The organism is Bacillus sp. SRB3LM (genome assembly GCF_015712745.1).
In the GTDB taxonomy this organism is placed as follows: Bacteria; Bacillota; Bacilli; order Bacillales; family Bacillaceae_G; genus Bacillus_A; species Bacillus_A thuringiensis_K.
This window is the reverse complement of the sequence record NZ_VWVQ01000114.1, coordinates 196,605-218,716: the sequence shown is the minus strand read 5'-3', so window position 1 is coordinate 218,716 and position 22,112 is coordinate 196,605. Positions and strand designations below refer to the sequence as shown.

The window sequence follows — 22,112 nt, the reverse complement described above, 5'->3', positions numbered from 1 at the left end:
ATTTTACTACCCTATAAAAGTTTCCCGTTTTTTTTGTAGCATATTTGTGCGACTTTTGTTTATAATGAATAGTATGGATTTTTTTAAGCAGGCCGTTATATATAAGGTTATATTTGATGAAAGGAAGTGCCGCATAAGTGGATTTTAAGCAATATTCACCAGAAGAGCTAAAAGAATGTTCAATGATTGAAGTTGTACATAGCGTTTTAGGGGATAAAAAACAAGCAACGACATTCAACGAGTTGGTTCAAGAAATCGCTCAAGTGCTGGGACTATCTCAAGAGCAAGTTAATGCGAAAATCGCACAATTTTATACAGACTTAAACATCGATGGACGTTTCATTAATTTAGGAGAAAATCGTTGGGGACTACGCAGCTGGTACCCATACGAGCAAATTGATGAAGAAATCTTGCCTCAACCAAAACCGAAGAAGAAACGTAAAGTTGAAGAAGACGGTTTTGATGACTACATTGAAGAAGATGAAGATGACTTCGACGATGCAGACGTAAGTGAAGATGAAGACGATGTAGAAGATTTGGACAAGGTTCTTGAAGAAGAAGACGGAGATGACGACGATCTTGATGATTTAGACGAAGATGACGATGACTTCGCTGAAGAAGAACTTGAGTATGATGAAACTGAAGAAGAAGAAGAGGAAGAACTGTAGTTCTTGACTTTTCATTATCGTCCATGTAGAATCATTTTTGGGCTCTTTAAAAAAGGACGATAATACTTTTAAAGTGTAAATATAAAAGAAAATTGCTCCCTACTTATTACTTTTTGTGATGAGGGGAGCAATTTTCTTTTTTGTTTTTTGTTTAGAAAATAAAAAGAGTCTAACAATAAGATGGATACAGTGTTATCTACATACGTTGCGCTTTGCAACGGTGATTATATAACAGCAAAATAGAAGGGAGCTTTTTCATGACTAAGTATATTTTTGTAACAGGCGGTGTAGTATCGTCTTTAGGAAAAGGTATTACAGCAGCATCTCTTGGAAGACTTTTAAAAAATCGTGGTTTAAACGTAACGATTCAAAAGTTTGATCCATACATTAACGTAGACCCAGGGACTATGAGCCCATATCAACACGGTGAGGTATTCGTAACAGATGATGGCGCAGAAACTGACTTAGACCTTGGTCACTATGAGCGTTTTATCGACATTAACTTAAACAAATACAGCAACGTAACAACAGGTAAAATTTACTCTTCAGTTCTTCAAAAAGAGCGTCGCGGTGAATATTTAGGAGGAACAGTTCAAGTTATTCCTCACATTACTAACGAAATTAAAGAACGCGTATATCGTTCTGGTCGTGAAACAAATGCGGATGTTGTTATTACAGAAATCGGTGGGACTGTTGGTGACATCGAATCTCTACCATTCTTAGAAGCAATCCGTCAAATTAAGAGCGACATCGGTCGTGACAATGTAATGTACATTCACTGTACGTTAATCCCGTACTTAAAAGCAGCGGGTGAAATGAAGACAAAACCAACACAACATAGTGTTAAAGAACTTCGTAGCTTAGGTATTCAACCAAACATTATCGTTGTTCGTACAGAAATGCCTGTTTCTCAAGATATGAAAGACAAGCTTGCATTGTTCTGTGACATCGATACAAAAGCAGTTATCGAAGCTCGCGATGCAGATACTTTATATGCGGTTCCATTATCTCTTCAAGAACAAAACATGGACCAAATCGTTTGTGACCACTTAAAATTAGACAATCCAGCTGCAGATATGACAGAGTGGACTGCTCTAGTTAACAAAGTGCGTAATCTTTCTAAGAAAACAAAAATCGCTCTTGTTGGTAAATATGTAGAACTTCAAGATGCTTATATTTCTGTTGTAGAAGCACTTCGTCATGCTGGTTACTCATTCGACACAGATGTAGAAGTGAAATGGGTAAATGCTGAGCACGTAACAGCAGAAAACGTAAAAGAATTAGTTGGCGATACAGATGGTATCCTTGTACCAGGTGGCTTCGGTGATCGTGGTGTAGAAGGTAAAATCGTTGCGATTCAATATGCTCGTGAAAACAAAGTTCCATTCTTAGGAATTTGCTTAGGTATGCAACTTGCATCAATCGAATTCGCGCGTAATGTATTAGGTTTAGAAGGTGCTAACTCTTCTGAAATCAACCCTGACACACCATATGCAATCATCGACTTATTACCAGAACAAAAAGATGTAGAGGACCTAGGTGGTACACTTCGTCTTGGTCTATACCCATGTAAGCTTGCTGAAGAAACAAATGCTTACAATGCTTATAATGAGCCGGTTGTATATGAGCGTCATCGTCATCGTTATGAGTTCAACAACCAGTTCCGTCCGGATATGGAAAAAGAAGGATTTGTATTCTCTGGTACAAGCCCAGACGGCCGTCTAGTTGAAATCATTGAATTAAAAGACCACCCTTGGTTCGTGGCAGCACAGTTCCATCCAGAACTTGTTTCTCGTCCAAACCGTCCACAACCATTGTTCCATGACTTCGTAAGAGCTTCTATTACGAATAAAGAGAGCAAGTAATAAAAAAAGCGCCTGAAATAAGGCGCTTTTTTTTAATATTCGTTTAACATTTCATCGATTGTAAATTTGATTCCGTGATAAGCAAATAAAGCTACTATTAAACTTGGGAATCCGTAGCGATTACCTTCATCGTCTGGAATAAGACCTTTTAACAGTTTTATATCAATATGTACGTCTGTATATCGTTCGAGTGATTCCGTACCTTCTTGAAGAGCAGAAATGCCGACAATAGAGTGTCCCTCTTCTTGTAGTTTTTTTGCAATTTCTACAACCGCTTCATCTGTTGAAAAACGGCTAATAAGAAGTACACGATCCGCAGAGGTTACTTCTGCTTCTTTACCATTTTCAAATAAGCGTTTTGCTTGCTTCATTGGTTCAGCACCGAATAGTGCTTCGGCAATAACGCCCTCCATCTCATTTGTACCATATAAATAAATGAAACCATCGCCAACTAGTGCTTGAGCAAGTAAACGAGCGCTATCTTCTATATTCATTTCTTCTTTTTGAGAAACTCTGGAGAAATAACCACTTAATTGAGTTGAAAAAATTTTTAACATAATGTTACTCCCTTCGTACGTGTTTGCCGGCTTTCATTATAGTTTATTTTTTTAGAAAGGTGAAATCGTAGGGTAGCATAACAAAATAGGAAACGGTAAAATAAGAAAGAATAGGAAGGAATTTGCCAAAGAATAGCGAAAATAAATCGTTAAGATATAAGAAGCTTTAAATCTTGTACTTACACAGAAAGGTTGGGAATTATGGAAGGTAAAATTTTAATCGTTGATGATCAATATGGGATTCGTGTGTTATTACATGAAGTGTTCCAAAAAGAAGGTTATCAGACATTCCAAGCAGCAAATGGATTTCAAGCTTTAGATATCGTGAAAAAAGATAATCCAGATTTAGTAGTGTTAGATATGAAAATTCCAGGCATGGATGGTATAGAGATTTTAAAGCATGTAAAAGAAATTGATGAGAGTATTAAAGTAATTTTAATGACTGCTTATGGAGAACTTGATATGATCCAAGAAGCAAAAGATTTAGGAGCTTTAATGCATTTTGCTAAACCATTTGATATTGATGAAATTCGTCAAGCTGTGAGAAATGAGCTCGCTGTAGAGGCATAAAAATGAATTTTTTATAAAAAATATGGAAAAAAGCGTTTACATGGACTATTGTGCAGGTGAATACGGTTGAGTTTTTGAGTACAAGTTGTTATCCTATTGAGTGTAGAAAAAAGTCCGGTATGTAGATATACATATTTTACCTTATTCTGGTCATACTACCAGCGATAAGAACTTATCGGATACAAAAAACGTTTTTTAGGAGGATTCACCATGCCTTTAGTTTCTATGAAAGAAATGCTAAACAAAGCACTAGAAGGAAAATACGCAGTTGGTCAATTCAACATGAACAACTTAGAGTGGACTCAAGCTATCTTAGCTGCTGCGGAAGAAGAAAAATCTCCTGTAATCCTAGGTGTATCTGAGGGTGCAGCTCGTCATATGACTGGTTTCAAAACAGTTGTAGCTATGGTTAAAGCTTTAATCGAAGAAATGAACATCACTGTTCCTGTAGCGATTCACCTTGACCATGGTTCAAGCTTCGAAAAATGTAAAGAAGCAATCGATGCAGGTTTCACATCTGTAATGATTGACGCTTCTCACCACCCATTCGAAGAAAACGTTGAAACTACTAAACAAGTAGTAGAATACGCACACGCTCGTAACGTATCTGTTGAAGCTGAGCTTGGAACAGTTGGCGGACAAGAAGACGACGTAATCGCTGAAGGCGTAATTTACGCTGACCCAGCAGAGTGTAAGCACCTTGTTGAAGCAACAGGTATCGATTGCCTAGCTCCAGCTTTAGGTTCTGTACACGGTCCTTACAAAGGTGAGCCTAACTTAGGATTCGCTGAAATGGAACAAGTTCGTGACTTCACTGGCGTACCTTTAGTATTACATGGTGGTACTGGTATCCCAACTGCTGATATCGAAAAAGCTATCTCTTTAGGTACTTCAAAAATCAACGTAAACACTGAGAACCAAATCGAGTTTACAAAAGCTGTTCGTGAAGTATTAAACAAAGACCAAGAAGTTTACGATCCTCGTAAATTTATCGGACCTGGCCGCGACGCTATCAAAGCAACTGTTATTGGTAAAATTCGCGAATTCGGTTCTAACGGTAAAGCGTAAGAATAAAATTCCGTTTTGGAAACCGTCTAGTCTTTTAGACGGTTTCCTTTCGTTGTATAATGAAAGCGTGAACAAGTCTAAAGATTTTATCATTTTTGGTTTTTAAATAGAAAATAATGTGCATAGTCCTATTAATAAATGTGATAACGTATCTAAATTGATAAAGTGAATTCGATGAATAGTTGATCTTTATCTATTCGTGCTATAGGAGAAATGAAGATAATGGTTTCCTATTTATTGAGTTTTGGGATGGAAAGAGTAATTGAGATTCTTAAGGGGAGCTTTCTATAAAAAGATAGAAAGTAAATACATTCACAAGAAGGGAGCTCAATATGGAAAAATTGCTAATTGAAGGCGGAAGAGCTTTAAATGGAACAATTCGAGTAAGTGGTGCAAAGAACAGTGCCGTTGCATTAATTCCAGCGACAATTTTAGCAGATACTCCAGTAACTATTGGTGGTGTCCCTAATATTTCGGACGTGAAAATGTTAGGAGACTTACTAGAGGAAATTGGAGGGAAAGTAACTTATGGACAGGAGGAGGAGATGGTAGTCGATCCTTCTAACATGGTTGCAATGCCTTTGCCAAATGGAAAAGTGAAAAAATTGCGCGCTTCTTATTATTTAATGGGTGCGATGCTTGGCCGTTTTAAAAAAGCTGTTATTGGGCTTCCGGGTGGATGTCATTTAGGACCGAGGCCGATTGATCAGCATATTAAAGGGTTTGAAGCGCTAGGTGCACATGTTACGAATGAACAAGGTGCCATCTATTTAAGAGCAGATGAGCTACGTGGGGCACGTATTTATTTAGATGTTGTTAGTGTAGGAGCTACGATTAATATTATGCTAGCAGCTGTACGAGCGAAAGGTAGAACTGTTATTGAAAATGCAGCGAAAGAGCCCGAGATCATTGATGTAGCTACATTGTTAACAAGCATGGGAGCACGTATTAAAGGTGCTGGTACAGATGTAATCCGAATAGATGGTGTGGACTCTTTACATGGTTGTCACCATACTATCATCCCAGATCGTATTGAAGCTGGTACGTATATGATTCTAGGAGCTGCATCAGGAGGAGAAGTAACGGTTGATAATGTTATTCCTCAGCATTTAGAATCAGTTACTGCAAAGCTAAGAGAAGCTGGTGTTCAAGTTGAAACGAACGATGATCAAATTACGGTGAACGGTAATAGAAAGCTAAAAGTAGTTGATATCAAAACGCTTGTATATCCAGGTTTTCCAACGGATTTACAACAGCCGTTTACGACGCTTTTAACAAAGGCGCACGGGACGGGAGTTGTAACAGATACAATTTACGGTGCCCGTTTCAAGCACATTGATGAATTACGTCGTATGAATGCTCAAATTAAAGTAGAGGGTCGTTCGGCAATTGTAACTGGTCCTGTGTTACTGCAAGGTGCAAAAGTGAAGGCGAGTGATTTACGAGCGGGAGCGGCACTTGTTATTGCAGGGTTAATGGCAGATGGAATTACAGAAGTAACAGGACTTGAGCATATTGATCGAGGTTATGAGAATATAGTGGACAAGCTTAAAGGGCTTGGAGCAAACATTTGGCGAGAACAAATGACAAAGCAAGAAATTGAAGAGATGAAGAACGCATAAGTGATACTTCCGCAAGGGGGAAGCGAAGCATCACTACTTGCGGAAGTACACTTTATAGAAAAACACGGTTCACAAAATACGGCAGAAATATAAAGGCTTAAAGGAGAGGGATTATCGTGGAAAGAAGTTTATCTATGGAGTTAGTACGTGTAACAGAGGCTGCAGCTTTATCATCAGCGCGTTGGATGGGGCGCGGGAAAAAGGATGAAGCAGATGGTGCAGCAACATCAGCTATGCGTGATGTATTTGATACAATTCCGATGAAAGGTACAGTTGTAATTGGTGAAGGTGAGATGGATGAAGCACCAATGCTATATATCGGAGAGAAATTAGGTACAGGATATGGACCACGTGTAGACGTTGCGGTTGATCCTTTAGAAGGGACAAACATCGTAGCAGCTGGTGGCTGGAATGCTCTTGCTGTTATTGCAATTGCAGACCACGGTAATTTGTTACATGCCCCTGACATGTACATGGATAAAATCGCGGTTGGCCCAGAAGCAGTCGGGGCGGTCGACATTGATGCGCCTATTATTGATAACTTACGTGCAGTTGCGAAAGCAAAAAATAAAGATATTGAAGATGTTGTAGCGACAGTTTTAAATCGTCCACGTCATCAAGAAATTATCGAAGAAATTCGTAAAGCTGGTGCTCGCATTAAATTAATTAATGATGGAGATGTAGCTGGAGCAATTAATACAGCATTTGATCGTACAGGTGTAGATATTTTATTTGGATCTGGTGGAGCACCTGAAGGTGTATTAGCAGCAGTTGCTTTAAAATGTTTAGGTGGAGAAATTCACGGAAAACTATTGCCACAAAACGAAGCTGAATTAGCACGTTGTAAAAAAATGGGCATAGAAGACATTAATCGTATCCTTCGTATGGAGGACTTAGTAAAAGGTGACGATGCAATCTTTGCAGCAACAGGCGTAACAGATGGAGAACTATTACGCGGTGTTCAATTTAAAGGTAGCGTAGGCACAACGCAATCCCTTGTTATGCGCGCAAAATCAGGCACAGTTCGCTTCGTAGATGGCCGTCATAGCTTAAATAAAAAACCCAACTTGGTTATTAAGTAAAAGGTGGAAGCGGCTCGCTCAGAATCGCAGGACATTGGAACTCTCGACCTTGAAGCGCTCTTTGCTTCGAGTGAGAGAGTGAAATGACCGGAGATTCTAGCCACCGACCATTCTAGCTGCTGAAGCTGGATTAAGTAAAAAGCGTAAGCGGCTCGTTCAGAAAGGTTAAAATGGCCGATCTTTTTAACTATCGGAGCTGGAACTAAATTAAATAAGAAGCGAAGACAAATTTTCTTGTCTTCGCTTCTTGTATTTGTGTTCCAACGTATTGATTAAAACTAGATAAAAGGGTTACAATAGTGAATATTACCCTACTTGAACTTATTGCCTTTCATTATTAATTATTTGCCTTCCGTATTTTTTCCCTTTACCCATGAAAAAAGAGAATAACGTTAAAGTGTGGTGTCTGAATGAATTTGTCAATTGCAGCATTAGAAAACATGAAATTAAAAGAGTTATACGAGCTTGCGAAAGAATTTAAGATTTCGTATTATAGCAAGTTAACGAAAAAAGAGTTAATTTTTTCTATTTTGAAAGCTCGAGCAGAAAAAGAAGGTTTCTTTTTCATGGAAGGTGTATTAGAAATTATTCAATCAGAAGGATTTGGATTCCTACGTCCTATCAACTATTCTCCAAGCTCAGAAGATATTTATATCTCAGCTTCGCAAATTCGTCGTTTCGATTTACGTAATGGAGACAAGGTTTCTGGTAAAGTACGACCTCCGAAAGAAAATGAACGCTATTTTGGGTTATTACAAGTTGAAGCTGTAAATGGAGATGATCCAGATTCAGCAAAAGAGCGTGTGCATTTCCCTGCATTAACACCATTATACCCAGATCGCCAAATGAAATTGGAAACGGAACCGAAAAAGTTACCGACACGCATCATGGATTTAATCGCACCAGTTGGATTTGGACAACGTGGTTTAATTGTTGCGCCTCCAAAGGCTGGTAAAACAAGTCTATTAAAAGAAATCGCGCACAGTGTTACAACAAATCATCCGGAAGCAGAATTAATTGTACTTTTAATTGATGAGCGTCCAGAGGAAGTAACAGACATTGAACGTTCTGTTAAAGGGGATGTTGTAAGTTCTACTTTTGATGAAGTACCAGAAAATCATATTAAAGTAGCTGAGCTTGTGTTAGAACGTGCGATGCGTCTTGTAGAGCACAAGAAAGATGTTATCATTTTAATGGATAGTATTACCCGTTTAGCTCGAGCTTACAACCTCGTTATTCCACCAAGTGGTAGAACATTATCAGGCGGTATCGATCCAGCTGCCTTCCATAGACCGAAGCGTTTCTTTGGAGCTGCGCGTAATATTGAAGAAGGCGGTAGCTTAACAATTTTAGCAACAGCCCTTGTTGATACAGGATCCCGTATGGACGATGTTATTTACGAGGAATTTAAAGGAACTGGAAATATGGAACTTCACTTAGATCGTTCATTAGCTGAACGTCGTATCTTCCCGGCGATTGATATTCGTCGTTCTGGTACACGTAAAGAAGATCTATTAATTCCAAAAGAACATTTAGACAAGTTATGGGGCATTCGTAAAACAATGCGTGATACACCAGACTTCGTTGAAAGTTTCTTACGTAAGCTTCGTCAAACGAAGACAAATGAAGAGTTTTTACAAAACATTGTTGCAGACTCGAAAAGGTATGTAACAACTAAGTAAAGGGAAAAAATCAGGACTCGCTTATTTTATAGTAAGCGAGTTTTTTATGCTGTTTAGGTGATATTAAAGAGGGAAATAAGTGGAAGAACTTGAGTTAGTCAGAGCTGGATGAGCCGCTTCAGCAGTTAAAATTTTTAGTCATTTCGCTCTCTTGCATGAAGCAAAGAGCGCTTCAAGGTCGAGAGTTTAAAGTGCCCTGCGATTCTGAACGAGCCGTCTCCACTTTAAGATAATATCCAGTTCCGGTGGCTAGCTCTTCGCATCTAAGAACCTTCCGCCCGAAAGGTAAAAAGCACCTTTAGGGCGAAAGAACCTTAGCTGGTCAGAGCTGAGCGAGCCACCTCCACTTTCAATTTAATATCCAGCTCCAGCGGCTAGAATGGTCGGTGGCTTCGCGTCTTCCTACGAGGCAAAAAGCGCCTCTACGTCAGAAGCTCCATCCCCCTCCCATTCTGAACGAGCCGCTTGCGCTTTTAAAATTAAAAAGACAAAAACAGGTAGTTGCAAAATGAAGTTAGCCTTGTTATAATTTCATCATATGTGTTTCATCAATATAGTTGTGTATGCAGCTGAAGATGAAAAACTCTGTTTCGAAAATGATTCAGGGCGGAAGGAGATGAAAAGAATGAAAGCAGGAATTCACCCAGATTACAAGAAAGTTGTATTCATGGACACAAACACAGGCTTCAAATTCTTAAGCGGATCTACTAAAGGATCTAACGAAACTGTTGAGTGGGAAGATGGTAACACTTATCCATTACTAAAAGTTGAGATCAGTTCTGATTCTCACCCATTCTACACTGGACGTCAGAAGTTTGCTACTGCAGACGGACGCGTTGACCGCTTCAATAAGAAATACGGTCTTAAGTAATAAAAACATAAAACAGGCAAGTGTATGTATTCGCTTGTCTGTTTTTTTTGCGAAAATATTATACCTTTACCCTACTTTTAACTGAAAAGTAGATGAAAGGAGAGCTTCATGTACTTAATAAATCAAAATGGCTGGATTGAAGTGATTTGCGGTAGTATGTTTTCTGGCAAGTCAGAAGAGCTAATCCGCCGTGTGCGCCGTACGCAATTTGCAAAACAACATGCAATTGTATTTAAACCATGTATTGATAATCGATATAGTGAAGAAGATGTTGTATCACATAACGGATTAAAGGTAAAAGCAGTTCCTGTTTCAGCTTCAAAGGATATATTTGAACATATTACAGAAGAGCTGGATGTTATTGCAATCGATGAGGTGCAATTTTTTGATGGGGACATTGTGGAAGTGGTGCAAGTATTGGCAAATCGTGGCTATCGTGTCATTGTAGCTGGTTTAGACCAAGATTTCCGTGGTCTACCATTTGGACAAGTTCCTCAGCTGATGGCGATTGCTGAACATGTGACAAAACTACAAGCAGTATGTTCTGTATGTGGATCTCCAGCAAGTCGTACACAACGATTAATTGATGGAGAACCAGCGGCATTTGATGATCCAATTATTTTAGTTGGAGCTTCAGAATCGTATGAACCACGTTGTCGTCATTGTCATGCAGTACCTGCAAACAAAGATAAGTAAAACTCGCTGCGCAAGGCGGGTTTTTTTCAAAATAGAGAGAATGAGCGGTGTGAGCCGCTTGCGCTTTTAAATATAATTTGCGTTTTTTTGAGTAAGTACCATATACTATTTGTATTAGATACTAGGATGTAGAGGTGAATGATGTGTTAGATCGTTTGCAAGCTGTAGAAAATCGTTATGAGAAGTTAAATGAATTGTTAAGTGATCCAGCGATTATTAGTGATTCAAATAAGCTTCGTGAATATTCAAAGGAACAGTCTGATATACAGGAAACGGTAGAGGTGTATCGTGAGTATAAGGATGTTCGTGAGCAATTAAAAGATGCGAAAGCAATGTTAGAAGATAAGTTAGACGCAGAAATGCGTGAAATGGTAAAAGAAGAAGTTTCTGAGTTAGAATCACAAGATAAAACATTATCAGAGCGTCTGAAAATTTTACTTGTTCCAAAAGACCCTAATGATGATAAGAACGTTATCGTTGAGGTTCGTGGAGCTGCTGGTGGAGACGAGGCAGCTTTATTTGCTGGTGACTTATACCGTATGTATAGCCGTTACGCTGAGGTACAGGGCTGGAAAACGGAGATTATTGAGGCTAGCTATACAGAGTTAGGTGGATATAAAGAGATTATCTTTATGATTAATGGTAAAGGTGCTTTCGCGAAGCTGAAATTCGAGAATGGTGCTCACCGTGTACAACGTGTTCCTGAAACGGAATCTGGTGGACGTATTCATACATCTACAGCAACTGTAGCTGTATTACCAGAGGCAGAAGAAGTAGAAATTGATATTCATGAGAAAGATGTTCGTGTTGATACATTCGCTTCTAGTGGACCTGGTGGACAGAGCGTTAATACAACGATGTCAGCGGTGCGTTTAACGCATTTACCGACTGGTGTAGTTGTATCTTGTCAGGATGAGAAATCACAGATCAAGAATAAAGAAAAAGCGATGAAAGTATTACGCGCACGTGTTTATGATAAGTTTAGACAAGAAGCGCAAGCTGAGTATGATCAAAACCGTAAACAAGCTGTTGGTACGGGAGATCGTTCAGAGCGTATTCGTACGTATAACTTCCCGCAAAACCGTGTTACAGACCATCGAATCGGTTTAACGATTCAAAAGCTAGATCAAATCTTACAAGGTAAGTTAGATGATTTCATCAATGCCTTAGTGATGGAAGATCAGGCTCAAAAGATGGAGGCAGCTGAGTAATGCGTGTCTATGAAGCCCTGAAATGGGCTTCTTCTTTTTTACAGGAAAATGGACGAGATGAAAATGCGGGAGAAATTGTCCTTTGCCATGTATTAAAGGTGAACAGAACAGGATTACTTATGAATATGCGTGAAGAAATAACTGAGGATCAAGAGAAAAGCTTTACGGAGTTTATCCACAAGCATGTAGAAGGTATTCCTATTCAATATATGATTGGTTATGAAAAGTTTTATGGACGGTCTTTCTTTGTGAATGAAGAAGTATTAATACCAAGACCGGAAACAGAAGAGCTTATAGTGGGAGTATTAGAAAGAATCGAGCGCCATTTTGGTGATGAGAAACTACATGTAGCAGATATAGGTACAGGTAGTGGAGCGATTTCTATTACGCTTGCTTTAGAAAATGAAAATCTTCATGTTTATACAGTAGATATTGCACAAGAGTCGATTGAAGTTGCAAAAGAAAATGCAAAAGCTTTAGGTGCAGAAGTAACGTTCTATCACGGTGATTTATTGTCACCATTTCATAAAACGGGTCAAAAGCTAGATGTTGTTGTTTCAAATCCTCCATATATACCGGAAGAGGATTGGCGTGGTCTTTCTCCTGTTGTGAAAGAGCATGAGCCGAAGAGAGCACTTGTTGGTGGTGAAGACGGATTAGATTTCTATCGCCGTTTTATGGAAGAATTGCCGAATGTGTTGCAGAAGAAAGCGATTGTGGCGTTTGAAATTGGAGTAGGACAAGGTGAGGATGTAAAAAGATTGTTACAACAAGCTTTTCCACATGCTCATGTTGAGGTTGTTTTCGATATTAACGGAAAAGATCGTATGGTATTTGCAGAGATGGAGTAAGGTTCACACCTTACTCTATTTTTTTGTGGAAAAATTCATATAGATTTTGAATTTAATAGTTTAGAAAGATGAAAGTCTGTCCACACTGTTTGTAGAAGGGACGGTGGAGGAAATGAAAAAACAAGTTATTGCTTATCTTCTTATACTATTAATTGGTGCACAGTTACTTGTGCAGTTTGGATATATGAAAGCTGATGCGAAAGGGCCTTCAGTTATTCCGAAAGAGGCCGTTCGATTACGAATTTTAGCAAATAGTGATTCAGATAAAGACCAGGCATTGAAACGTAAAGTGCGTGATGAAGTAAAAGCACAAATTGATGGGTGGGTAGCGGATTTAACTTCATTTGAAGAGGCACGCAAAGTAATTCAAAGTCATATTCCAGAAATCGAGAAAACGGTGGAAAATACGTTAAAAAGAGAAGGAAGTAAAGATTCATTTCAAGTGAAATTTAGTAAGAATGTAAAGTTTCCTACAAAGGTATACGGGAATTTTATTTATCCAGCAGGAGAATATGAAGCAGTATTAATCACAATTGGAGAAGGTGAAGGGGCGAACTGGTGGTGTGTATTATTTCCACCAATGTGTTTCTTAGATTTTTCGAGCGGGACAGTTGTAAGAAAAGAAGAGCACGTTGTCAAGGCGGAATCTCCTGAAGAGGAGCAGGTGAAACAACTAGATGAGGAAGTAATAGATAAAGAAGAGAAGAAAGTAGATAAGGTAAAAGAAACGAAAGCTGTAAAGCAGGAAGTAGTAAAAAAAGTAACAGCTTCTGAAAAGAAAGTAGTAAAAAATGAAACAAAAGTCGAAGAGCAGCCTGTAAGTAAAGAAGAAATGAAAACTGTGGAAAAAGTGGAGAAACCTGTGGAGAAAAAACAAGAAAAGCAAAATGAGTATGTAAAAGTAGAAGAGGAAGAAGAAAAGCCAGAAGTTAAATTGTTTATTGTAGAAGCTTTTACATCTTTATTCTCTAAATAGTACTATTAATAAATCCCTCTTCATATATAAAAATGAGGAGGGATTTATTATGAAGAAAGTGTATTTTGCTACGAAAGCAGATGTGGAAAGATTACATTCTTTTTTCGGACAAGCTAATAAAAAAGATGATAAAATAAATGAGTTGTACGCACAATTTATGATTTTGGAAGAGGCGGAAGAAATAAGAGCTGTAATTGGTTATGAACAAAGTGGGGAAGATGTGCTTATTCGTTCTTGTTTATTCACACCTCATGTGGATAAACAGACTTTCTTATATTTTTTTGAAATGTTTTTGCAGTATATGAAAGAAAAAAGTGTTCAACAATTGTACTTACTAACAAATCATCCACAATCTGTACCGATCTTTCAGTTCTTTGACTTTTTTACTATAGAAAAGGATGAGGTTTCAGAGGGAATTCAACAGCTAGAACATTTTTGTAAAAATATAAAAGAGCAGAATGCAATAATACTAAATTGTCAGCTATACACAAAGTTATCCACGGATTAATTAGGTTTATCCACATTTTGTGGATAAACCTTGTTTGTCTTTTGGATAAATCTCATAGTAAACTAAAAATAGACAAGTATTTAAGGATAGAAAAGGACGTGGAAAAAAATGCATACAAATATGTGGGTTGTGGATAATGTTGTGGAAAGAAAAAAATATTATCCACAGTTACAAGAAGCAGCAAAATTATTAAGAGAAAATGAGGCGGTGGCTTTCCCTACGGAAACAGTATATGGGTTAGGTGCAAATGCGATGGATGATGAAGCAATCGCGAAAATTTTCGAAGCGAAAGGAAGACCGAGTGATAATCCACTCATTGTCCATATAGGTACAAAATCTCAGTTAGATGGGATTGTGAAAGAAATTCCACCAGTTGCAGAGAAGTTAATGGCGCATTTTTGGCCAGGACCATTAACAATTATTTTGCCGAGAAAAGAAGGGATTTCAGAGAAGGTGACGGCAGGACTTAATACGGTTGGAGTAAGAATGCCTGATCATCCAATTGCACTTGCTCTTATTGAAGAGGCGAATGTACCTGTTGCGGCACCAAGTGCGAATCGTTCAGGGCGTCCAAGTCCAACATTAGCTTCTCACGTATATGAAGATTTGAATGGGAAGATTGCAGGTATTGTTGATGGTGGTGCAACTGGAGTAGGCGTTGAATCAACTGTAATTGATTGTACAAGCGCGGTTCCAACAATATTACGTCCAGGTGGGATTACGAAAGAACAATTAGAAGCGGTGATAGGTACGGTTTCTTTAGATCCAGCTTTAAAGGATGAGAAGGAAAAACCGAAATCACCTGGAATGAAATACACACATTATGCACCGAAAGCACCACTTAGTATTGTTGAGGGCTCACGTGAGTTTATTCAGCATCTTGTGGATGAGAAAAAGGAAGAAGGATTTAAAGTAGGCGTATTAACGACAGAAGAGTATCAGCATGTATATAGTGCAGATGTTATATTATCTTGTGGTGTTAGAAGTGACTTAGCTATTGTTGCGACTAAATTATATGATGTACTTAGAACATTTGATGCAAGTGAAGTGGATGTTATTTTTAGTGAGTCATTTCCTAATGAAGGAATAGGGAATGCAATTATGAATCGTTTAACAAAAGCGGCAGGACATCATATTATTATTGAATGATAAGGTAAGATTAGCAAACAGAATATTTCTCCTTGGATAAGCATATTGTGAAGTAGCACGTCCAAGGAGGGGCATGAATGACGTTTGAACAGCTAATACCTTTAATAATTATGGCGTTCGCCTTAGGGATGGATGCGTTCTCGGTGAGTCTTGGTATGGGGATGATGCCCCTAAAGTTAAGACAAATCCTGTATATTGGTATGACGATAGGGATATTTCATATTATTATGCCGTTTATAGGAATGGTACTAGGTCGTTTTTTATCAGAGAAATATGGAGATATCGCACATTTTGCGGGTGCTATTTTATTAATCGGACTAGGGTTTTATATCGTATATTCGACCATTTTACAAAATGAAGAGACTAGAACTGCTCCTATTGGAATTAGTTTATTCGTATTTGCATTTGGCGTCAGTATAGATAGTTTCTCAGTAGGGCTTAGTCTTGGTATTTATGGGGCACAGACAATTATTACGATTTTACTGTTTGGATTTGTTAGCATGTTATTAGCGTGGATTGGTTTATTAATTGGGAGACATGCGAAAGATATGCTCGGTACATACGGTGAGATAGTAGGTGGTATCATTTTGGTTGGGTTTGGATTATATATCCTTTTTCCTATATAATTTTATGTAGGAGGGAATTATGAACAAGCTATTGGAATGGTATGTTAAGTTTTTAACCTTCTTTCCTCGATGGCTAAGAAGACTTATAATTTGGGGTATTATTTTGCAAATTTCGATGTTAGGTTGGATTAAGTTAATTCGTGAATGGTGAGATAGTTCCTTTCTGTGAATATTTTGTTTGTACTATATTTATTACGCTAAAAATTACAGATATAGAAAGGATGAGATGAATGACGAGATTGAAGCAAGTTTTTGGTATTATTATTAGTTTTTTTGTTTTTTGGTTTAGTATGCTCGGTGTACAAATGTTTGCTGAGTTTTTAGATATTGAGTCATTGAAATTTGTTGCGGGAAAGACTGAGGCGGCGCGTGCCTTTTACTCTCCGTACCCGTTTTTAATTGTTTTTCTTATTACATTGCTTTCCCTATACTTCTTCGTAATTAAGCTAGGGAAGCCGAAAAAAGAGAAAATGCCTACTTTAGAGGAAAAGAAGGAAGAATTACAATGATAAAATCTCCTGCTAAAAAGCAGGGGATTTTATATTTGAGTGATGGGAGGAATCTAGCTGCCTCCGCTTTTAGATGTTATCCAGCTCCAGCGGCTAGAATGGTCGGTGGCTTCGCGTCTTCCTGCGAGGCAAAAAGCGCCTCTACGTCAGAAGCTCCATCCTCCTCCCATTCTGAACGAGCCGTTTCCGCTTTTAGATTGGCCTAACCAATTCAAATTGTTCTCCTAATTTTGCATAGTTGTGTCCTGCTAGGCGGCTTATTGGTTTGAGTCCTTCTGCGTGAATGCGCCCTTTTTCATATAGATGTTCGGCAACGTGGAAACGAACGACGCGTCCAATTAGTAGATCACAAGCTGGTGAGTCTTCCGTTCCGCCAAGTGGAATTGCACGTTCTAATACGCATTCCATTCGAATATTTGCTTCTTTTACACCTGGAACAGAGATGACTTCACTTTCGATTGGTGTTAGTTTTGCTAGTTCAATTTCACTTTCATTTGGCGGGAGGTTAGCTGCTGTTTCGTTAATTGCTGCTACATATGATTCGTCAGAAATATGTACGACAAATTCTCCTTTTTCAATTGCGTTTCGGGAAGTGTCCTTTCTTTCTCCTGCTTTTCGTTGTACAGATACTGAGATAAGTGGTGGATTAGCAGCGACAATATTGAAATAACTATATGGTGCTCCGTTTAGTACGCCTTCTTTTGTTACAGAAGTAACGAATGCGACAGGACGAGGGATGATACTTCCAGTAAGTAATTTGTAATTATCTTTTTCAGTTTGTTCATTTGGATTAATGGATAACATGCTTGTAATCCCCTTTCTAAATATGGATACTTATTGTTTGTTTACAAGATAACGATGAGAAAATCCTGCTGGAAATAATATTTTGTTTCATAAAAAGAACTTACTTCAATTGTAATGAAGTAAGTTCTTTTTCAAGAATCTCAAATTTGAGATAAAAATTAAAGTAAAACGTATGCCCCAGGCCCGATTAAAGCTACACCAACAGCGACAGCGATTAACATTAAGTTATATTCATATCCGTTTTGTGTTACCCAGTAACCATTTTTTCCGTGAACAGTGAAGATAGCCATTAACATTGTTCCAACGATAAATAATGAACCAACTACAATGAAAATACCTGATGCAAATAAGAAACCACCTAGTAATTCAGTTGTGCCAGCCATAAATGCCATAAATACACCAGGACGTAAACCGATTGACTCCATCCAGCCACCTGTTCCTTTTAAACCGTAACCGCCGAACCAACCAAATAATTTTTGAGCGCCATGACCCATGAATGTAATTCCTATAATAAGACGAATAATAAGTAGACCGAAATCCATCATTTTAAAAAACCCCCTAAAAGTTATTAACTTATCTTACGTAAGTAATACTAAAATAGTTACTTACTTTAGTCAAGTGGATTTTGAAAAAAGTTTGAATTAAATTTTACAAATTAACAACAAAAAATAAAATGTAGTAAAGACCTCTAGACAAGTTGGGCAAAAAAAGAGAAAATATAAATAGAAGTTAACTTCTAATTGTTATTCAGACAATCAGAATTGACTGGAATTTTGTGAAGCGCTACAATAAGAGTCTATTAGTAATGACATAATTTATTTCGAAAGCGTTTTTACAGTATAATATTCGAAGTATGAAGTCTTACATGTATCCCGAGTTTTACTAGGGATTGCCCTATAAACTTTTAGGTAAATTATAAGGAGGACTATCCTATGTTTAAAAAATTATTCGGTCTTGGTTCAAAAACAAATGAAGAAACAATCGTAGCTCCATTAACTGGAGCAGTGAAAAATATTGAAGAAGTACCAGATCCAGTATTTGCTGGTCGTATGATGGGTGACGGTGTTGCAATTGATCCTACTGAAGGTGTAGTTGTATCTCCAGTTGATGGTGAAATCGTACAATTATTCCACACAAAACATGCTATCGGAATTAAAGCGAAAAACGGTACAGAAATTTTAATCCACGTTGGATTAGAAACTGTAAAAATGGAAGGTGAAGGTTTCGAAGCTCACGTTTCTGAAGGCCAAGCTGTAAAAGCTGGAGATAAATTAATCTCATTCGACTTAGAATTAATCCGTGAAAAAGCGAAAAGCACAATTACTCCAATTGTTATTACAAACACAGATGCAGCTGAGTCTATTAAGACAACTGTAGGCGTAGCAGCTACAAAAGGTTCAACAGAAGTAATGAAAGTTACAATGAAATAATTGCTATATAAGAGGAATCCGTTTCGTATGAAATGGATTCCTTATTTTTGTTGTATGTTCAGCAGGTATGTTAAAATACTCTAGGCACTTGGAAATAGGGCTTCACATATATGTGGATAAGGCGCATTTTTCTTAGAAAAAATATAAGAGAAATGCGCCTTTTGTATATTCACATTTCTTTTGTTCTATTCTAATGTAAGTTATGATGAGTGATAAGAAATGGAATATAGGGGTGGGTTTGAATGAAACGAGTGTTATTTGTTTGTACTGGCAATACATGTCGTAGTCCAATGGCTGAGGCGTTGCTTCGTCATCACGGAGGAGATAAGTTTGAAGTGCAATCTGCTGGTGTTTTCGCCTATCCTGGGAGCGATGCATCGGTACATGCGAAGGAAGCTTTAGCTGAAAAGGGAATTGCAATCGATCATGCCGCGCAGCAGGTAAACGAAACTTTGATTGGTTGGGCAGATATTGTAGTAACAATGACGGAAAACCATAAGCAAATTGTCCTTGGGCATTATCCGAGTGTCGAAGAGAAAGTAGATACATTATATGGAGTAGCTGAGGGAATAAGTAAGGATATTTCAGATCCATTTGGCGGATCACTTTCTATTTATAAAGAAACGTTAGAAGAGATGGAAAAACTTGTACAAACTTTACTGAAAAACCATTCAGAAGGTTGATGTTTCGTGTATAATACGATATTGGAGATCACTTCGTCCCATTAAAGGATCGAGTGAGAAATGAAGATAATGGATTGAAACTTTGGAGGGGTAAAAATGAAAGTAGTAATAGCATCTGATCACGGCGGTATGAATATCCGCAAAGAACTTGTAAGTTTATTAGAAGAGTTAAATATTGAATATATTGATTTAGGTTGTGAATGTGAAGCTGGTTCTGTTGATTACCCTGACTTTGCGTTTCCAGCAGCTGAAATGGTAGCGAATGGTCAAGTAGATCGTGGTATTTTAGTTTGTGGGACAGGCATTGGTATGTCAATCGCAGCAAACAAAGTGAATGGTATCCGTTGTGCGTTAGTTCATGATACTTTCAGCGCGAAAGCAACGAGAGAGCATAATGACACTAACATGCTAGCAATGGGCGAGCGTGTAATTGGTGCTGGTCTAGCGCGTGATATTGCGAAAATCTGGTTAACAACTGACTATGAAGGTGGTCGTCACGAAAACCGCGTAGGAAAAATTAAAACATACGAAACAAAGTAATAGATTCTAACTATCAGTAGTGTGCAATATAATTTGGTGAACCAACCTGTGAAAGGAAGAGGCGTAATGACAGAAATCGTAAAGGTAAGAGAACAGCTACAAATGTTGCTTTCTGATTTCCAAGAACAAGCTTCATTACAAAGCGGTCAAATTTTTGTAGTGGGTTGTAGCACGAGCGAAGTGCTAGGCGAAAGAATTGGAACATCAGGAACGATGGAAGTAGCAGAGGCGATTTTCTCTGAGTTAAAACAATTTCAAGAGCAAACAGGTATTGAATTAGCGTTTCAATGTTGTGAGCATTTAAACCGTGCTTTAGTAGTTGAGAGAGAAGTAGCGATAAAATATCAATTTGAAATTGTAACAGTTACGCCTGTTAGATCAGCAGGTGGTGCATTGGGGACATACGCGTATCACAATTTGAAAGATCCGGTAGTAGTTGAGTTTATTAAAGCTGATGCAGGAATGGATATTGGTGATACATTTATCGGTATGCATTTAAAGCATGTAGCTGTTCCGGTTCGTACAAGTGTGAAGGAAATTGGAAGTGCGCATGTAACGATGGCCAAAACACGTGGAAAACTAATTGGTGGAGCACGTGCTGTCTATGCGGCAGTGGAAGAGACTACCACTTGCCGTTAAATATGAGAAATTAGGAAGTCATATAGTACCTGTTTATCATAAGATAAAAGGTATGTTGTCTGACTTTATAATAGAAGAAAGAAAAGACCGATTTTCGGTCTTTTTTTTCTTTTATGATATAGAAAGTCATGTTAGAATGTAGTTGAAAACATGAAGGTTCGAAAGAATTACAACCTGAATTTTCGTTTTTTCTGAATAAATAAGAAAAAACTGTTGGGAATCGATGTAATTCGTTCAGAAAAGGGGGATTTTGGTGGATCATTTAAAACGTCAAGATGAAAAGGTATTTGCTGCAATTGAGGCAGAACTAGGAAGACAGCGTTCAAAGATTGAGTTAATTGCTTCGGAAAACTTTGTAAGTGAAGCAGTAATGGAGGCACAAGGTTCTGTTTTAACGAATAAGTATGCTGAAGGATATCCTGGAAAACGTTACTATGGTGGCTGTGAACACGTAGACGTAGTAGAAGATATCGCACGTGATCGCGTGAAAGAAATTTTCGGCGCAGAGCACGTAAATGTTCAACCACACTCTGGTGCACAAGCGAACATGGCAGTATACTTCACGATTTTAGAGCAAGGCGATACAGTACTTGGTATGAACTTATCTCATGGTGGTCACTTAACACACGGAAGCCCTGTTAACTTCAGTGGAGTACAATATAATTTCGTAGAATATGGCGTGGATGCTGACTCTCACCGTATTAATTACGATGATGTATTAGCAAAAGCGAAAGAACATAAACCAAAATTAATCGTTGCAGGTGCAAGTGCATACCCTCGTGTTATCGATTTCAAGCGATTCCGTGAGATTGCAGATGAAGTGGGCGCTTATTTAATGGTTGATATGGCACATATCGCAGGTTTAGTAGCTGCTGGTTTACATCCAAATCCAGTACCACATGCACATTTCGTTACAACGACAACACATAAAACGTTACGTGGTCCGCGTGGTGGTATGATTTTATGTGAAGAGCAATTTGCAAAACAAATTGATAAATCAATCTTCCCTGGTATTCAAGGTGGTCCACTTATGCACGTAATCGCTGCAAAAGCTGTTGCATTTGGTGAAGCACTTCAAGATGATTTCAAAACATATGCACAAAATATCATTAACAATGCGAACCGCTTAGCTGAAGGTCTTCAAAAAGAAGGACTTACACTTGTTTCTGGCGGAACAGACAATCACTTAATCTTGATTGATGTTCGTAACTTAGAAATCACAGGTAAAGTAGCAGAGCACGTATTAGATGAAGTTGGTATTACAGTGAACAAAAATACAATTCCATTTGAAACAGCAAGCCCATTTGTAACAAGTGGTGTACGTATCGGTACAGCAGCTGTAACATCTCGTGGTTTCGGTTTAGAAGAAATGGATGAAATTGCGTCACTTATTGCTTATACATTAAAAAATCATGAAAATGAAGCTGCGTTAGAAGAAGTACGTAAGCGTGTAGAAGCGTTAACTAGCAAATTCCCAATGTATCCAAATCTATAATAGATTGAAG

At 38.1% G+C, this 22,112-nt stretch carries 25 protein-coding genes; 22 read left to right on the top strand and 3 right to left on the bottom strand.

The genetic code is table 11. The features are described 5' to 3' along the window. Nucleotides 1–137 precede the first annotated feature (137 nt). Both rpoE and pyrG read left to right on the top strand, forming a co-directional pair. Nucleotides 138–668, top strand: a complete 531-nt coding sequence (gene rpoE / locus F3I02_RS33460; RefSeq protein ID WP_000346280.1) for a DNA-directed RNA polymerase subunit delta — start codon at nucleotides 138–140, stop codon at nucleotides 666–668. Between the two features lie 257 nt (nucleotides 669–925). Then, entirely contained in the window at nucleotides 926–2,533 is a 1,608-nt protein-coding gene (pyrG, locus tag F3I02_RS33455; RefSeq protein ID WP_000170460.1) for a CTP synthase, read from the top strand. A gap of 32 nt (nucleotides 2,534–2,565) precedes the next feature. Here the strand turns inward: pyrG and F3I02_RS33450 are convergent, their stop codons facing one another. Further along, a complete protein-coding gene (locus tag F3I02_RS33450) occupies nucleotides 2,566–3,090 on the bottom strand; it encodes a DUF2529 domain-containing protein (RefSeq protein WP_000912412.1) in 525 nt (174 codons plus the stop codon). A gap of 201 nt (nucleotides 3,091–3,291) precedes the next feature. Between F3I02_RS33450 and spo0F the strand changes: the two genes are divergently transcribed. The 15 genes from spo0F to F3I02_RS33380 all read left to right on the top strand — a co-directional run bounded on the left by spo0F (nucleotide 3,292) and on the right by F3I02_RS33380 (nucleotide 16,511). Then, nucleotides 3,292–3,660, top strand: coding sequence for a sporulation initiation phosphotransferase Spo0F (gene spo0F, locus F3I02_RS33445; protein ID WP_000398594.1), 369 nt, complete (start codon nucleotides 3,292–3,294; stop codon nucleotides 3,658–3,660). Nucleotides 3,661–3,870: 210 nt separating this feature from the next. Continuing rightward, nucleotides 3,871–4,728, top strand: a complete 858-nt coding sequence (locus F3I02_RS33440; RefSeq protein WP_001131855.1) for a class II fructose-bisphosphate aldolase — start codon at nucleotides 3,871–3,873, stop codon at nucleotides 4,726–4,728. A gap of 332 nt (nucleotides 4,729–5,060) precedes the next feature. Further along, on the top strand, nucleotides 5,061–6,350 hold the full coding sequence (murA, locus tag F3I02_RS33435) for a UDP-N-acetylglucosamine 1-carboxyvinyltransferase (RefSeq protein WP_000413254.1): 1,290 nt from the start codon (nucleotides 5,061–5,063) through the stop codon (nucleotides 6,348–6,350). 116 nt (nucleotides 6,351–6,466) lie between these two features. After that, entirely contained in the window at nucleotides 6,467–7,432 is a 966-nt protein-coding gene (gene glpX, locus F3I02_RS33430) for a class II fructose-bisphosphatase (protein WP_000442340.1), read from the top strand. A gap of 410 nt (nucleotides 7,433–7,842) precedes the next feature. Then, entirely contained in the window at nucleotides 7,843–9,114 is a 1,272-nt protein-coding gene (gene rho, locus F3I02_RS33425) for a transcription termination factor Rho (protein WP_001053903.1), read from the top strand. A gap of 625 nt (nucleotides 9,115–9,739) precedes the next feature. Continuing rightward, a complete protein-coding gene (locus F3I02_RS33420; RefSeq protein ID WP_000643433.1) occupies nucleotides 9,740–9,985 on the top strand; it encodes a type B 50S ribosomal protein L31 in 246 nt (81 codons plus the stop codon). 108 nt (nucleotides 9,986–10,093) lie between these two features. Continuing rightward, nucleotides 10,094–10,681 carry a thymidine kinase gene (locus tag F3I02_RS33415; RefSeq protein WP_000280859.1) on the top strand — a complete coding sequence of 196 codons (588 nt, stop codon included), beginning with the start codon at nucleotides 10,094–10,096 and terminating at the stop codon, nucleotides 10,679–10,681. 143 nt (nucleotides 10,682–10,824) lie between these two features. Then, entirely contained in the window at nucleotides 10,825–11,892 is a 1,068-nt protein-coding gene (gene prfA / locus F3I02_RS33410) for a peptide chain release factor 1 (RefSeq protein ID WP_000887064.1), read from the top strand. Next, a complete protein-coding gene (gene prmC / locus F3I02_RS33405; RefSeq protein ID WP_196478850.1) occupies nucleotides 11,892–12,743 on the top strand; it encodes a peptide chain release factor N(5)-glutamine methyltransferase in 852 nt (283 codons plus the stop codon). Before prfA ends, prmC begins: the two co-directional genes overlap by 1 nt. A 112-nt stretch (nucleotides 12,744–12,855) precedes the next feature. Further along, nucleotides 12,856–13,719, top strand: coding sequence for a stage II sporulation protein R (gene spoIIR, locus F3I02_RS33400; protein ID WP_196478849.1), 864 nt, complete (start codon nucleotides 12,856–12,858; stop codon nucleotides 13,717–13,719). 49 nt (nucleotides 13,720–13,768) lie between these two features. Next, the gene (locus F3I02_RS33395; protein ID WP_000758439.1) at nucleotides 13,769–14,227 is read left to right on the top strand and encodes a hypothetical protein; all 459 of its coding nucleotides are present in this window, start codon (nucleotides 13,769–13,771) and stop codon (nucleotides 14,225–14,227) included. 108 nt (nucleotides 14,228–14,335) lie between these two features. Continuing rightward, complete coding sequence (locus F3I02_RS33390) at nucleotides 14,336–15,376, top strand: L-threonylcarbamoyladenylate synthase (RefSeq protein ID WP_000557350.1); 1,041 nt, start codon at nucleotides 14,336–14,338, stop codon at nucleotides 15,374–15,376. A gap of 77 nt (nucleotides 15,377–15,453) precedes the next feature. Next, nucleotides 15,454–16,002 (top strand): manganese efflux pump MntP, encoded by a 549-nt coding sequence (locus F3I02_RS33385; protein ID WP_000142475.1) that lies wholly within the window; start codon nucleotides 15,454–15,456, stop codon nucleotides 16,000–16,002. Nucleotides 16,003–16,021: 19 nt separating this feature from the next. Further along, on the top strand, nucleotides 16,022–16,153 hold the full coding sequence (locus F3I02_RS34565; protein WP_001037634.1) for a hypothetical protein: 132 nt from the start codon (nucleotides 16,022–16,024) through the stop codon (nucleotides 16,151–16,153). 79 nt (nucleotides 16,154–16,232) lie between these two features. Continuing rightward, nucleotides 16,233–16,511 carry a DUF3935 domain-containing protein gene (locus F3I02_RS33380; protein ID WP_000197472.1) on the top strand — a complete coding sequence of 93 codons (279 nt, stop codon included), beginning with the start codon at nucleotides 16,233–16,235 and terminating at the stop codon, nucleotides 16,509–16,511. 192 nt (nucleotides 16,512–16,703) lie between these two features. Here F3I02_RS33380 and F3I02_RS33375 read toward each other — a convergent pair whose 3' ends face one another. Next, nucleotides 16,704–17,315, bottom strand: a complete 612-nt coding sequence (locus tag F3I02_RS33375; protein ID WP_000949054.1) for a flavin reductase family protein — start codon at nucleotides 17,313–17,315, stop codon at nucleotides 16,704–16,706. Nucleotides 17,316–17,473: 158 nt separating this feature from the next. After that, the gene (locus tag F3I02_RS33370; protein ID WP_196478848.1) at nucleotides 17,474–17,860 is read right to left on the bottom strand and encodes a DoxX family protein; all 387 of its coding nucleotides are present in this window, start codon (nucleotides 17,858–17,860) and stop codon (nucleotides 17,474–17,476) included. Between the two features lie 387 nt (nucleotides 17,861–18,247). Between F3I02_RS33370 and F3I02_RS33365 the strand changes: the two genes are divergently transcribed. The 5 genes from F3I02_RS33365 to glyA all read left to right on the top strand — a co-directional run bounded on the left by F3I02_RS33365 (nucleotide 18,248) and on the right by glyA (nucleotide 22,102). After that, the gene (locus tag F3I02_RS33365) at nucleotides 18,248–18,745 is read left to right on the top strand and encodes a PTS sugar transporter subunit IIA (RefSeq protein WP_000473665.1); all 498 of its coding nucleotides are present in this window, start codon (nucleotides 18,248–18,250) and stop codon (nucleotides 18,743–18,745) included. A gap of 242 nt (nucleotides 18,746–18,987) precedes the next feature. After that, complete coding sequence (locus F3I02_RS33360) at nucleotides 18,988–19,428, top strand: low molecular weight protein arginine phosphatase (protein WP_000832367.1); 441 nt, start codon at nucleotides 18,988–18,990, stop codon at nucleotides 19,426–19,428. A 96-nt stretch (nucleotides 19,429–19,524) separates the two neighbouring features. Further along, nucleotides 19,525–19,968 (top strand): ribose 5-phosphate isomerase B, encoded by a 444-nt coding sequence (rpiB, locus tag F3I02_RS33355; RefSeq protein WP_000869545.1) that lies wholly within the window; start codon nucleotides 19,525–19,527, stop codon nucleotides 19,966–19,968. 66 nt (nucleotides 19,969–20,034) lie between these two features. Then, nucleotides 20,035–20,607, top strand: a complete 573-nt coding sequence (locus tag F3I02_RS33350; RefSeq protein ID WP_230876928.1) for a TIGR01440 family protein — start codon at nucleotides 20,035–20,037, stop codon at nucleotides 20,605–20,607. A gap of 253 nt (nucleotides 20,608–20,860) precedes the next feature. Next, the gene (glyA, locus tag F3I02_RS33345) at nucleotides 20,861–22,102 is read left to right on the top strand and encodes a serine hydroxymethyltransferase (protein WP_000349806.1); all 1,242 of its coding nucleotides are present in this window, start codon (nucleotides 20,861–20,863) and stop codon (nucleotides 22,100–22,102) included. The last annotated feature ends 10 nt before the right edge of the window (nucleotides 22,103–22,112 follow it).

Bases quoted from the DNA above. Each gene is read 5' to 3' on its own strand.
- spoIIR (WP_196478849.1), top strand. From the start codon at position 12,856: ATGAAAAAACAAGTTATTGCTTATCTTCTTATACTATTAATTGGTGCA.
- F3I02_RS33420 (WP_000643433.1), top strand. From the start codon at position 9,740: ATGAAAGCAGGAATTCACCCAGATTACAAGAAAGTTGTATTCATGGAC.
- rho (WP_001053903.1), top strand. From the start codon at position 7,843: ATGAATTTGTCAATTGCAGCATTAGAAAACATGAAATTAAAAGAGTTA.
- F3I02_RS33385 (WP_000142475.1), top strand. From the start codon at position 15,454: ATGACGTTTGAACAGCTAATACCTTTAATAATTATGGCGTTCGCCTTA.
- F3I02_RS33365 (WP_000473665.1), top strand. From the start codon at position 18,248: ATGTTTAAAAAATTATTCGGTCTTGGTTCAAAAACAAATGAAGAAACA.
- F3I02_RS33440 (WP_001131855.1), top strand. From the start codon at position 3,871: ATGCCTTTAGTTTCTATGAAAGAAATGCTAAACAAAGCACTAGAAGGA.
- spo0F (WP_000398594.1), top strand. From the start codon at position 3,292: ATGGAAGGTAAAATTTTAATCGTTGATGATCAATATGGGATTCGTGTG.
- F3I02_RS33415 (WP_000280859.1), top strand. From the start codon at position 10,094: ATGTACTTAATAAATCAAAATGGCTGGATTGAAGTGATTTGCGGTAGT.
- F3I02_RS33360 (WP_000832367.1), top strand. From the start codon at position 18,988: ATGAAACGAGTGTTATTTGTTTGTACTGGCAATACATGTCGTAGTCCA.
- rpiB (WP_000869545.1), top strand. From the start codon at position 19,525: ATGAAAGTAGTAATAGCATCTGATCACGGCGGTATGAATATCCGCAAA.
- F3I02_RS33370 (WP_196478848.1), bottom strand. From the start codon at position 17,860: ATGATGGATTTCGGTCTACTTATTATTCGTCTTATTATAGGAATTACA.
- F3I02_RS33395 (WP_000758439.1), top strand. From the start codon at position 13,769: ATGAAGAAAGTGTATTTTGCTACGAAAGCAGATGTGGAAAGATTACAT.
- F3I02_RS33375 (WP_000949054.1), bottom strand. From the start codon at position 17,315: ATGTTATCCATTAATCCAAATGAACAAACTGAAAAAGATAATTACAAA.
- F3I02_RS33380 (WP_000197472.1), top strand. From the start codon at position 16,233: ATGACGAGATTGAAGCAAGTTTTTGGTATTATTATTAGTTTTTTTGTT.
- murA (WP_000413254.1), top strand. From the start codon at position 5,061: ATGGAAAAATTGCTAATTGAAGGCGGAAGAGCTTTAAATGGAACAATT.
- F3I02_RS34565 (WP_001037634.1), top strand. From the start codon at position 16,022: ATGAACAAGCTATTGGAATGGTATGTTAAGTTTTTAACCTTCTTTCCT.
- F3I02_RS33350 (WP_230876928.1), top strand. From the start codon at position 20,035: ATGACAGAAATCGTAAAGGTAAGAGAACAGCTACAAATGTTGCTTTCT.
- F3I02_RS33390 (WP_000557350.1), top strand. From the start codon at position 14,336: ATGCATACAAATATGTGGGTTGTGGATAATGTTGTGGAAAGAAAAAAA.
- F3I02_RS33450 (WP_000912412.1), bottom strand. From the start codon at position 3,090: ATGTTAAAAATTTTTTCAACTCAATTAAGTGGTTATTTCTCCAGAGTT.
- pyrG (WP_000170460.1), top strand. From the start codon at position 926: ATGACTAAGTATATTTTTGTAACAGGCGGTGTAGTATCGTCTTTAGGA.
- prmC (WP_196478850.1), top strand. From the start codon at position 11,892: ATGCGTGTCTATGAAGCCCTGAAATGGGCTTCTTCTTTTTTACAGGAA.